Source organism: Chthoniobacter sp. (assembly GCF_040003245.1).
Classification (GTDB): Bacteria; Verrucomicrobiota; Verrucomicrobiia; order Chthoniobacterales; family Chthoniobacteraceae; genus Chthoniobacter.
Window position 1 is genome coordinate 1 of the sequence record NZ_JBDUCX010000208.1, and the last position, 12,115, is coordinate 12,115.

Annotated in this window: 9 protein-coding genes; 6 read left to right on the forward strand and 3 right to left on the reverse strand. The window is 62.6% G+C overall.

Annotated features, from left to right (window positions below; translation table 11 throughout):
* Positions 1–187: 187 nt before the first annotated feature.
* A complete protein-coding gene (locus ABJF10_RS23240) occupies positions 188–3,697 on the reverse strand; it encodes a glycosyltransferase (RefSeq protein ID WP_348547004.1) in 3,510 nt (1,169 codons plus the stop codon).
* Positions 3,698–4,481: 784 nt separating this feature from the next.
* On the opposite strand from ABJF10_RS23240, the gene ABJF10_RS23245 reads away from it, so the two are divergent.
* Complete coding sequence (locus tag ABJF10_RS23245) at positions 4,482–5,012, forward strand: hypothetical protein (RefSeq protein ID WP_348547005.1); 531 nt, start codon at positions 4,482–4,484, stop codon at positions 5,010–5,012.
* Between the two features lie 137 nt (positions 5,013–5,149).
* Positions 5,150–5,815: a hypothetical protein gene (locus ABJF10_RS23250; protein WP_348547006.1), complete on the forward strand. Its 666-nt coding sequence runs from the start codon at positions 5,150–5,152 to the stop codon at positions 5,813–5,815.
* Positions 5,816–5,854: 39 nt separating this feature from the next.
* On the opposite strand, the gene ABJF10_RS23255 is transcribed toward ABJF10_RS23250, so the two are convergent.
* Entirely contained in the window at positions 5,855–6,619 is a 765-nt protein-coding gene (locus ABJF10_RS23255; RefSeq protein ID WP_348547007.1) for a hypothetical protein, read from the reverse strand.
* Positions 6,620–6,748: 129 nt separating this feature from the next.
* On the reverse strand, positions 6,749–8,563 hold the full coding sequence (locus ABJF10_RS23260; RefSeq protein ID WP_348547008.1) for a winged helix-turn-helix domain-containing protein: 1,815 nt from the start codon (positions 8,561–8,563) through the stop codon (positions 6,749–6,751).
* 154 nt (positions 8,564–8,717) lie between these two features.
* Here ABJF10_RS23260 and ABJF10_RS23265 point away from each other — a divergent pair, with 154 nt between their 5' ends.
* The 4 genes from ABJF10_RS23265 to ABJF10_RS23280 form a co-directional block, all read left to right on the forward strand.
* Positions 8,718–10,103, forward strand: coding sequence for an FAD-binding oxidoreductase (locus ABJF10_RS23265; protein WP_348547009.1), 1,386 nt, complete (start codon positions 8,718–8,720; stop codon positions 10,101–10,103).
* A 329-nt stretch (positions 10,104–10,432) separates the two neighbouring features.
* A complete protein-coding gene (locus ABJF10_RS23270) occupies positions 10,433–10,990 on the forward strand; it encodes a sigma-70 family RNA polymerase sigma factor (RefSeq protein ID WP_348547010.1) in 558 nt (185 codons plus the stop codon).
* A 1-nt stretch (position 10,991) separates the two neighbouring features.
* Positions 10,992–11,561, forward strand: a complete 570-nt coding sequence (locus ABJF10_RS23275) for a hypothetical protein (protein WP_348547011.1) — start codon at positions 10,992–10,994, stop codon at positions 11,559–11,561.
* Positions 11,562–11,745: 184 nt separating this feature from the next.
* The coding region (locus tag ABJF10_RS23280; protein WP_348547012.1) for an AAA family ATPase at positions 11,746–12,115 on the forward strand (370 nt) is incomplete at its 3' end.

Here is a 12,115-nt window from a genome sequence, read left to right on the forward strand (position 1 = left end):
GTCATCCAGACCGTGCCCATGGGGAGCCCGCAGCTCTTCGATCCCAAGGACCCCGCGGAGAATCGGGTCGCCGAAATCTGGACGGTGCAGCCGTAGGGAGCAATTAGCATTTAGGATTTAGCATTTGAGTCTACTGCGGTGCGTAACTCCCAAATGCTAAATCCTAAATGCTAATTGCTAAATTCCCTCATGGTCCGGGCGCCGGTTCCATGTTCACGGTCCCGCGGCGCTCCAATTTGCCCCAGCTCGTGCGTGAGCCGACGACGGCGCGGATCAAGGCCTTCCAGAGCACGGCGTACATCAATTGCCGGTAGAAGAAGCGCTGGAGGAAAAGCCACGGCAGCAGGCGCCAGCCATCCCGATCGATCGCCACGGCGACCGCCGCGCCGGCGAGTTCCACGGCGTAGAAGAGCGCGTAGAACAAGAGCGTCTGCTCCAGCATCGCCCCCGGCGGCGTGGCGGCTTGATTGACAACGCCGAGGTAATGCTGTGAATACCACGACGCGCCAAACGACCACAGGGAATAGAACACCTGGAGATCGACCAGTGGCGCGAGCACCTGGAAGAGGATCTGGAACAGCCACAGCGTGGGCAGTCCCACCCAGCCAAACCAGCCATAGCGAAAGAGCGCGCCGCGATGTTTGCACAGGCATTGCAGCGTGCCGAAGCTCCAGCGAAAGCGTTGCTTGAAAAACGAGCGAGTGGTCGCCGGCGCCTCGGTCAGTGCGATCGCGCCCGCCTCGGTTTCGATCTTCCATCCCTTGCGCCGCATGCGCCAGGTGAGGTCCATGTCCTCGGCCAGCGTGTCGGTGAGATAGCCGCCCACTTCCTCCAGCGCCGTCCGCCGCCACGCGCCGACCGCGCCCGGCACCACGGTCACGGCATTGAGCTGCGCGTAGGCCAGGCGGTCCACATTCTGGCTGGTGATGTATTCCAGCGCCTGCCAGCGCGTGATGAGGTTGATCCGATTGCCGACCTTCACGTTCCCCGCCACGGCGCCGACGCGCGGATCGCGGAAGTGCCGGATCATCCGCGTGATCGTCTCCTTGGGAAATTGCGTGTCCGCGTCGAGCCCCACGACGATCTCTCCCTGGCAAGCCGTGATGCCGTGGTTCAGCGCCGACGCCTTGCCGCCGTTGAGCTGCCGGATTACGCGCACGATGGGATTGCCGGCGAATTCCCGCTCCACCGCCTCGGCGGTCCCGTCGGTCGAGCCGTCGTCCACGAAGATCACTTCCATGCGCGGATAATCATTCGCCAGCACGCTGCGAATCGTGCGTCCCACCACGGCGTGTTCGTTGAAGGCCGGGACAATGATGCTGACCAGCGGCGGATTTTCGATCGGCCGGCCGAGCGGCTTCGAGCGGAAATAGACCCAGAGCGCGAGCGTCGTGACAAAGGCCACCCGCACGATGCCGAGCCCAATGGCGACAATGAAGGCCAGGCCGAGGAACCGGAAAAACGCGAAGATCAGCCCGAACATCAATCCATCGATCCAGGTGATGAGTTGCTCGCCTTTGCTCAGCGAGGGCATGACCTGCTCGCGGGTGCTGCCGATCAGGTCCGACACCCGCACGAACTCATAGCCCTTCGCCCGCAACTGCGGCACGATCAGCCCGATCGCCTGCACCGTCATCGCCCGGTCGCCTCCGGCGTCGTGCAGCAGGATCATGTTGGCCTTCATCGTGGTCACCTGGTCGATCACCGATTGGGTGATGTCTTCCGCGCTCCGCCGGGTCTGATACCCGAGCTCGCCCTTCCACAAATTCCAATCCTGCGGATCGATCAATTCGCCCACCATCGCGTAGCCGAGGTGCGCGGCGGTGACGATCGGCCGCACCTCCTCCGCGCTGCTCGGTTCGGCGTCGGCCTGATAGGGTGGGCGAAACCAGATCGTCGAGCGCCCGAGAATCCCTTCCAGGGCGCGCTTGGTGCCGTTGAGCTCGATCACTTCCCGCTGGGGACTGACCACCGCGAGATTCGGATGCGTAAAGGTGTGGTTGCCGATTTCGTGGCCTTCATTCCACATTCGCTTGATGAGCCCGGGATAGGTCGCCGCATTCTGGCCGAGAATAAAGAACGTGGCGGGCGCCTTCTGCTCGCGCAGCGCGTCGAGAACCGGCGGCGTGAACTCCTCGCTGGGCCCGTCATCAAACGTCAGCGCGAGCTTCATCGGCTGATAGCCCCGGCGCTGGATCACATAGCACGAGGGGAAGCGTGTGTACTGGGCGTCGGTCACCAGCCCACTTTTCTCGTCCAGGGTCAGCTTGCGTTCGCCGGTGCTGGGTTCGGCGATGACGGAAAGAATCTCCCCCTCGCCGACGAACTCGATCGCATAGGGAAAACTAATCTTCTCCAGCGCCGTGGACGCGGCCGGCTTGGTCAGGGCGCTCTTGTCCAGCACCGACCAGATCGTGGGATCTTCGGACCCGAGCAGCCAGAGCGCCGCGCCGCGCACATTGGCTTGCCGGCCCAGCGCCCATTGGTTGAAGGCCGTCACGCCATCGAGAAACCACACCTTGTGCTTCACGCCCTTTTCATCGGCGTATTCGAAGCGCGGATTGAGACTGTCCCCGTCGAAGCGCACCACCTGTTCTGCCAGTCCGGCGGGACCGTAATCGCGGGCGCGCAGCAGCGCTTCCTGGTAGCTGATGGAATCGGCCTCCTTCCTGCCCGTCGCCCAGTCGTAGCCGTAGCCGCCGATGCCGAGCACCAGCTTGTTGCGGGGGATGACCTTGATGGCCTCGAGGAGCGTCTTCGAGGCCCAACTGACCGACGCGATCGGCCCCGGCGCCGCGCTGGCGTCGTGCTCGTCGTAGGCCATCAGGATGATGAAATCATTCGCCGCGACATAGGCCGGCATCGCCTTGCTCTTCAGTCGGGCCACCTCGAGATCCATGCTCAGGCCGAGCTTCGCGGCGTGGAGCGTGGCCCCGAGCAGCTTCGCGAAATCGCCGAGCTTCACGTAATCGGCCTCGGCAAGGGCCTCGAAGTCGAGATTTAACCCCTGGTAGCCCTGTTGCAAGAGCCAGTCGCGAATCCCCTCGGCCAGCTTTTGTTGCAACGCCGGCGTCTGCAAAAGCAGGTGCACGCGCTTCGATTCGAAGCCCAGCGTTTCATCGTAGTTGTTCAGGATCGGCCAGACCTGGAGCCCGTGTTGCTGGGCGATTTGCTTGATCTCCGGCGAACGCGAACTCTCGGGCACCTGCCATTCGGTGAGATCGAGGCTGCCGCCGTCCTTGCCGAGGTGCAGCCACTCCGGCATCACGTGGGTGAGCTTGTCCGCATTACTGCGCAGGGAATTGAGGCCGGTCGTCTGCCACGCCGCGTAGAAACCCACGACCACCTTGCTGGCATCCGCCACGGGCGCCGCCGCGGCCGGCGTGGCGCCCACCACCTTCTTGTCCGTGGTCTTCTCGGTCTTCTCGATCGCCTGGAGCGAATCCCGCCGGTAGCTCTCGAGCAGGCTATTGCTCACGGGCGCCCGGCGCGACGAATAGATGACCGCCGAGCCCCCGGGCCTGGCGTCATTTTTGGCCAGTATCCCCACATTCATGACGTTCGCCGACCGGCTGCGCACACTGAAGAAAAACGCCGAGCCAAAGACCGCCAGCAGGAGCAACAGCACCGCGGCCAGAAAGCCGACGAGCACCTTCCGGCGGCCGGTAGGATCGGAAAATATCTGCGGAGTCTTCAAGGGCGACGGTTTTTCTTACCCGAGACGGGCTCGGGATGGTGCGGTGAAAAATAACGGTCGCCGGGGAGGGGACGAGCCAGGGCGCACTCCTACCCGGCGGGGTCCGGGATGTCGAGCGTAGAGCGGATGAGGAAAGACGAATGGGGAACTATGCGAAAAAATTGGTGGCACGATCAGGCACGATTGACCACGATTACTCTGGATCGAGGCTCGCCGAAATCCAGCTTGGGCGCGTGGTTCTGGCTCCCGGCGCCTCTTCTGGTTTCCACCGTCGGTCCGCCGCACATGGCTGCCCAGCCCGGGAGCGGCGCGCGAAAAACTGCGCCTTGATTTACCTTGATTTGCCTTGTGCGGGCTTGATTCGCGTTTATTCGCCCCGGTTTCTTCATTCAGATCGAGCCGCTGGGATCGGGCACGAAGCCGCGAGGCGGGCGATGCCGGCGGCCTATTCAAAGGTGCGATTGGGTGCGATTCGGTGCGATTTCCTCTGTATCGCCGTCGTCCAATCGAGTTGTGGCTCCTGCTCGCTCCCGCCCATTCCCCAGCGCCGCCACGCGCCGGGCCGTAAGCGGTTAGTCGTAATGGTTCTGTCTTCAACGTGGTCTGCCTGTGTGCGTCCTCGCCTTCATCGCCCGAGGCGCCCCCGGGAACCTCCCATAGTCTCTCTCTCCCATGCGCAAGTGAACACCATGGCGCGCGATCTGTCAACTACCGCCTTTTTTCCAGATGCCCGTTTCAATCTTGCGTCTTTCGCCCACGGTTGCGCAGCATCGTTCACCACCCCATGAACTACCGCTGCATCCTTCCCATCCTCCTCGCGGCGCTGCCCGCCTCAGCCTGGGCCGCCGATTGGGAGGCCTTGAGCCATACGCCCGCGCTAATCGAAGTCGTTGGCATGCAATCCAGCCCGCTCGTCGAAAGCACTGACAAGAAGAGCTGGGTGAAAGTGCCGCCGGCCTTCCTGAAGTATGGCGCGGTCATTTACATGCCGCCCGACAAGGGCAACGGCGTCGCCGACATCAAGGTCAACTCCGACGGTTATCTTCTCCTCGCCTGCAATTACGACAACCAGGGCAACAAGGGCGGCAATTGGGCGGAAGAAGTCTGGGACGAGAAGACATTCAAAATCAAAGGCTGGCACGCGCTGAGCGCGCACGAACTCGACGGCGAACTCGTGAAAGGCGACAACCGCGCCCAGGTCGTCTTTACCAAGCAGGTCCACAAAGGCGAAACCCTCCGCCTGCGCTGCAACAAGTACGACCCGCCTTATCCCATTCTGCTTCTCGGGGTGAAACCTCAGGCCGCGAAACCCTGACGCGGCGGCCCGGCGTGCGGACGAGGCGTGCCGAAAGGTGACCCACTGGCAAGGGATGGTCGCGCTGAGGGCCCAGGGAGTTTGGCAACTTCCCCTTCATCATTGGACGCCATCGCCCTTCGGCGCTACCTACCCGGATGAAAGACGAAACGATGGAGGACATCATCGACTCGGTGAATGATGGCTCGGGGGTGGACTGGATATTCACCCGCCCGCTGACGCGCCATGTGCGGCTGGCCCGGGTGTGGGAAAAGATGCCGAGCGGGGAGGCGGAAAATGAGGCCAGTTGCTCTTTCTATTTCATCTATTCCGGGGACGGCCTTTGCGTGGCCGCAGTCTACGATATGGGGCCGGATGATTTGCACGTTTACACCAAACCGGAATGGCGCCGGCGCGGGATCATGTTCGAGGCCCTGCGCGCCGTGGTGCTGCCCCATCTCTTTTCCCTTCGCCACGTGCGACAGGTGGCCAGTTTCAAATCCATGGACGGCCTGCGTCTCATGCGAAAGCTGGGTTTTCGCCATTACAAGCGCCGGCATACGGTGATTCATCCCGACGCTTTTCTGCCCTTTCAGGGGGAGACGCTCCCCTTTGAAAGGCTGGGCGATGGGCGGGCCGCCGCGATCAAGAGACGCATCGCCGTTGCTGCTCTCCATCTCCGCATGGCCCGTGAAGAATTGGAGGATAAGACCGAAAGCTGTGTGTGCGAGAACCTGGGCGACCTGGAACGCCGGGTTCATGACATGAGCCACTGCATCAAGTTTGCCGTCGCGAACTTTGCGCATTCGCACCGCGGAGGCTGAGGCCGGGCATCCCGACCACTGGCCAAGTGCCTGGCACCGTCAGTTGCCCTGGGAATACACGCCCGCTTCCGCGTTGCGCACGTAGATGGCGCGGAAATACTTCTCGGTGAAGCGGGGGTCGAGTTGGCTGTAGAAGCGGATCGTCAGGGTCACTTTCTCGAGGAGCTTGGGGTTGGCATCGGCCACCGCCCAAAAGTCGCCATAGGGATGGAAGAGATTCTGGGCGATGACGTTGAAATCATCCTGCAAAGAGATCGTGGAACGGTCGGACAGAAAGCCGTTCTGGGCGATCAGCTTGTTCGGCAGCAGGCTCGTATCTTTTTTGATCTCGCGGGAGATTTCCTCCGCGTATTTAAAATTCGCCGGGTTGCTGGCTTTCCAGGCGGCGCTGTCGAGATAGGCAAAATGCGCTTTGAAGAAGATGTTCGAGATCTGGCGATGCAGCGTCCGGAGAGTGGCCACCCGGCTCTCCTGCACCCGGAGGAAGACGGATTTATTCAGGTAGGTGCCCGCGACGGTCGTTCCGGAAATGACCAGCGAATCGAACAAATCGATTTCATAGAGATGCCTCTGCAAAAGTTCCTTCGGATATTTCCGCAGTTCCGCATCCAGCGCCGGCTTGATCTCATCACTGCCGGTATAAGGTGTGGATTGGATACTGGTCGGCGGTTGCCGCCATGAGGCTGGGAAATACGCAGTGGCGAGATTCGTCTTGATGAAAACCGGCATGCGCTCCGTGGGATCGTTCCCGATTTCCGATCCGAGATCCACGCCGCCGCACCGGCCAACGACCGCGGAAACCACCAGGAGCAGCGCAACGATGGAGGAATATCTGGAAGAGCGCGGCGAGCATTTTCCCCGTGGGTGTCGGACAAAAAGTCTCGTTGAGTTATCGCTCCAGAAGGTCATGGCATGCCGTAAGGGCATGCGAAATCATGACGACGATACGGAAGAGGTCAATTGCGGTGCATCGAGGCCCAGGTGCGCTTGCAGTTGTCCGCAGATCACAATCCAGCCATCGGCCCCGGCGCGGCGGAAGGCGGCGTGGGCGGCGGCCAGCTCGTGCGCAGCCGCTTCGCGGTCGCCCTCGGCGGCGAGGAGGACGGCGAGGCGCAGGCGAGTGTGGGCGGCGGCGATGGGGACTTCGACTTCGAGCCAGGCGCGGAGTGCGCCACGCAAGAGAGCGAGGCCTTCGGCGCGGCGGCCTTCGGCCACGGCGAGTTCGCCGCGGGCCTGGGTGGCGAAGGCTTGCAGGGCGGCGGTGGAGGCGAGGTCGGGATCGCGTTCCAGTTCGGCCATGGCCTGGCGGGCTTCCTCGAGGCGGCCGGCGGTGGCGGCGGCGATGCAGTATTGGGCGAGGGCGCGGCCCTTCCGCGAACGCGCTGACCACGCATTTTCCGCGAGGATGCGGGCGAGCAGGGTGGCGGCGCCATCCGCGTCGCGATCGACCATGCGCAACAGGGCGAGATCGAATTGCGATTCCCAGCCGAGCTCCGTGGCTCGGGCGAGCGCCTGGCGCGCCTCGTCGAATTCGCCCTTGGAGAGGAGGATCTGCGCGAGCACGCGCCAGCCTTCGCCTTCGATCCACGGTGCGTCCTGGGCGAGCATGGCGCAGGTCGCGCGGATTTCGCTTTCGGCCTGCCTCAGTTCGCCGCGGGCGGAGAGCATCTCAGCGCGATGGATCTGGCAGAGCCCGGGATATGCGGTGATGCCCTTGTCCTTGCCCCAGCGGGTGAACTGCTCGGTCCAGAGTCCGGCGCGTGGCCAGTCGGCCCGCGTGATGCAGGAATAGATGACGCCGCAATAGATGAGCCCGCCGGCCCATGGGGTGAGATCATGGGCCGTGACGGAGGCGCCCGCTTCATCGATCGCGGCGAGACCCTCGCGGATGCGGCCCAGAAAAAGACGGGCCTGGCCGACAAACAAAAGGCCGAGGCTCTCGAGGTCGGGATCGGTGAAACACTCGCCGGCGGCGCGGGCCTGTTCGGCCAGTTCCAAGGCTTTATCGAGATCGTTTTGATACAAGGCCATGCGGCTGCCGAGCAGCGCGAGGTGGCCTTGCTCGAGGCAGGGCGGCTCGTTTTCCAGCAACCGGGTGGCCCGCTGATACCAGCCATTGGCGAGGATGGGCTCACGCCATTCGAGGCGCAGTTGCGCGAGGTGGATCGCCACCCAAGCGGCGCGAATCTTGTCGCCGCTCTTCGTATAAGCGGCCACGGCGCGTTCGAGCGGGGGGATGGCGTTGCGCGATTGGCCGGCGTGTTGGGCGGCTTGCGCCCAGCAGTGCAAATCGTCCGCGCTCAATCCTTCGAGGCCATCCATTTCCTCGAACGCGGCAATCGCGGCCAGCCAGTCGTGCGCGACGCAGGCGGCGTGGGCGCGCTCCAGGGCGCTGGCCTTGTTGACGGAAGGAGCGGCGGGGCTGGCCGGGGTGGCGTCGGCAATCGACGTGTCGCCATCGCAAAAGCGGTAGCCACGCCGGGCATGGGTGCGGATGACATCGGGCGCGCCCGCCTCGGCCAAGGCGGCGCGGGCGAGGCTCACGGCGCGTTGCAGCGAACCGTCGGCCACCGTCACATCGGCCCAGATGGTGTCGAGCAACTCATCCTTCGACACGACGCGGCCGCGATTCTTCGCGAGGTAGACGAGCAGATCGAAGACGCGCGGCTGGAGCGGCAGAACGCGCGAACCGGCTCGCAATTCGCGAGCGGGTTCGTCAATCTCGAAGGATGGAAAACGATGCACCATGGTCGTTGTCGTCGGGATTCTTTCCGGGCAAAAATCCGAACTTGTAGAGATAAGGAAATAATCAGGTCTTGAAAAGGACTTTGCGCAAGCGGTGAACGACGATGGGCCACTAGACGCCACCCTAGGCGTCTTCCCACACAACAGAGTTAACGTAATGACAACAGATACCCTCAAAAACCTCGAATCCCTGCAACAACGCCTCAGCGGCGACGTCATCGTGCCCGGCGACCTCGCCTATGATGAAGCCCGCGCGATCTGGAATGGCATGATCGACCGGCGGCCGGCCATGATCCTGCGCGTCCGCACGGAAACGGATGTGGTGCATTCCATCAACCACGCCCGAGAGAATCGATTGACCGTCACGATCCGGGGTGGCGGGCATAATATCGCCGGCCTCGCGGTCTGTAACGACGGCGTGATGATCGACTTTTCCGCGATGAAACACGTGCGCGTCGACGCCGCCGCGCGACGGGCCTACGTGCAACCGGGCGCCACCCTGGCCGATGTCGATCGTGCCACCCAAGCGCACGGTCTCGCCGTGCCCACGGGGATCAATTCCACGACGGGCATCGCGGGCCTCGCCTTGGGCGGCGGATTTGGCTGGCTGACCCGGAAACACGGGCTCACCTCCGATAACCTCGTCTCCGCCCGGGTCGTCCTCGCCGACGGGCGGTGCCTGCAGGCCAGCGCCAGCTCGCATCCGGACTTGTTCTGGGCTTTGCGGGGCGGCGGCGGCAACTTCGGTGTGGTCACGGAATTTGAGTTCGAACTGCACCCGGTGGGCCCGCAGATTCTGGGAGGACTGATCGTCTTTTCCCGCTCCGAAGCCAACTCGGTGCTCCGCAAATATCGCGACTTCCTCGCCACCACGCCGGAGGACCTCAGTGTGTGGATGGTGCTGCGCAAGGCGCCGCCGCTGCCCTTTCTCCCGCCGGAAGTGCACGGGCAGGACATCCTTGTCCTGGCGTTCTGCTATCTGGGCTCGGAAGAGACGGGGCGGAAGCTCATCGCGCCGCTGGCGGGGTTTGGGACGGTGCTGGGCGAGCATGTCGGGATGATGCCCTTCACCGCCTGGCAGCAGACCTTCGATCCGCTGCTTGCGCCAGGAGCGCGCAACTACTGGAAGACTCACAATTTCACCGAGCTGAAGGATGGACTGCTCGACCAGCTCGTGGCGCTGGCCGGGGATTTGCCTTCGCCGGAGAGCGAGATCTTCGTCGCGCAACTGGGCGGCATGGCCGGAAAGGTGGCGGCGAATGCCACGGCCTTTGGCAACCGCGACTCCAACTTCGTGATGAATGTGCATGGTCGCTGGACGTCGCGCGCCGAGGACCTCGCCGGCATCGCCTGGGCGCGGGAGGTGTATCTCGCGACCCTGCCGTATGCCACCGGTGGCGCCTACGCGAACTTCCTGACCGCCGAGGAAACCGACCGGGTGAAATGGGCCTTCGGGGCCAATTACGCCCGCCTGGCCAAAGTGAAGGGCGTCTATGACCCGGAGAACTTCTTCCGCCTCAACCACAACATCCGGCCAGAGTAATTTGCCGCCTCCGCGGCACCCCCTCGTCCTCGTTGTCGTGCCTGTGACTCGTTCCACCGCTTCGTACCCAGCAACATATCGAAGCCGGGTGGGGTGCGGGCACGACGGACGAGGGGACGTTTCCGGATGGAGAAAAGGGCCAGGGCTGCCTGAGGTTCCATTCCTATCGCCGTTGCCAGTGAAGCCGGGCGGTGGACGTCATCTCAAGTCATTGCATATCAGCATCTTGCGTATATTTGTAAAAAATACTAAAAAAAGTGCCAGAAAAAGCCAGCAAAAGAGACCCGAAGGGATTATCTAGAGCGTAGTCCACCTCCAGAAATCCACACATGTTTGGCACTAAACAGAAAAAGAAAGCCGCCTGGGTCCAAAGCGCCCTCGAACGTTACGAACGCCCACTTTTGCAGTATGCGATGAGCATCGTGGGTGAGATCGAGCGGGCGCGCGATGTGGTGCAGGAGACGTTTATGCGTCTGCATAATCAGGAGCAGGAGAACATCGAGGGGCATCTTTCGCAGTGGCTGTTCACCGTGTGCCGCAATTGCGCACTGAAGTCGCTGAAGAAGGAAGACCGCTATATTTACGTCGAAGCGCAGGAGTTTGAGACCAAGCGCTGCGAAGGGCTGACGCCGCTGATGGAACTGGAGCGCAAGGAGCGCGTGGAGCGGCTCATGGAGCTCGTGAAGGAGCTGCCGAAGAATCAATACGAAGTCGTCCGCCTGCGTTTTCACCATCACCATTCCTACCAGGAGATCAGCGAGATCACCGGGTTGAGCGTGGGGAATGTCGGTTTCCTTTTGAACGCGGCCATGCGCAACTTGCGCGGCAAGATGGATCGCGACGACAAGGACGAGAAGATCATCTATCTGAAGAAGGGAGTAGCGTGAGGTGAGAGGAAAGCTTTCCGATCAAGATCTGACGGATTACGCGCTCAACGAGCTCGGTCCGGAGGAGCGCCTCTACGTCGAGTCCATGCTCGCCGTTTCGGAGGAGTGCCGCGAAGACGTCTACAAGACGATCGATCTCGGGCTCATGATCGAAGAGACTTTCGACCGCGAAGAAGGGAAGATCTCCCTCGCGTTGACGGCCGAACAGCGGATGAAGCTGCTCGACGTCCATCTGCCCAATCGCTTCTTGCGGCGCTCGGCGACCGCGCTGGCGGCGGCGGCGGCGATTGCCCTGGCCTTTGTGAGCAAGGATGCCTGGTTGCCTACGGGCTCCGTGTTGCACATGACCCAAGTGTCGACGCAGGTCAGCGACTACATGAAGCAGACGGTGCAGCAGGTCTCGGCCGCCGAGGGTGAAGATTTTGTCAATCAACTGGCGAGCTTCCGCAAGCTCACCGAGGATCCAGCCAAGTGGCTGCCCACGCAGGTTCCCGGTGGCGCCAGCGTGTTCGGACCGCCCTCCTCCATGAATGTCGAGTCGCCGCACGCGAGTTTGGAATTCACGCCTTAATTTGTCGCGAGTGCTTTTCTGCGCACCCGTTTGACGCCGTTCGCCGCATTTCTTGCCGAACGGCGTTTTAGTTTCTAGAAACACCGTTTCCCAATCCCTTTTCATGTCCACACGCACTCCCTCCAGCCCCGATCAGGCCGCCCCGGCGACTGACGCTCCTTTCGATGACAAAGCCGCCGCGGCGATGCTGGTGGACGCTTACAAGAGAATCGCCGACGAGATGGGGAAGTTCATCGTCGGCCAGCACGAGGTGATCGAGCAACTCGTGATCGCCGTGCTGGCGGGTGGGCATTGCCTGCTCGAGGGCGTGCCGGGCCTCGCGAAGACGGCGATGATTCGCTCGCTGTCGCGCACCATGGATCTTTCGTTCCGGCGCATCCAATTCACGCCCGATCTCATGCCGGCGGATATCACCGGGACGGACATTATCCAGGAAGACCCGGCGACCGGCCGGCGGCAATTCGTTTTCCAGCGCGGACCGATTTTCACGCAGATGCTGCTCGCCGACGAGATCAACCGCACGCCGCCGAAGACGCAGGCGGCGCTGCTCGAGG

Excerpts from the sequence above, each read along its gene's own strand:
- ABJF10_RS23260 (WP_348547008.1), bottom strand. The coding sequence starts at position 8,563 with ATGGTGCATCGTTTTCCATCCTTCGAGATTGACGAACCCGCTCGCGAA.
- ABJF10_RS23270 (WP_348547010.1), top strand. The coding sequence starts at position 10,433 with ATGTTTGGCACTAAACAGAAAAAGAAAGCCGCCTGGGTCCAAAGCGCC.
- ABJF10_RS23265 (WP_348547009.1), top strand. The coding sequence starts at position 8,718 with ATGACAACAGATACCCTCAAAAACCTCGAATCCCTGCAACAACGCCTC.
- ABJF10_RS23245 (WP_348547005.1), top strand. The coding sequence starts at position 4,482 with ATGAACTACCGCTGCATCCTTCCCATCCTCCTCGCGGCGCTGCCCGCC.
- ABJF10_RS23250 (WP_348547006.1), top strand. The coding sequence starts at position 5,150 with ATGAAAGACGAAACGATGGAGGACATCATCGACTCGGTGAATGATGGC.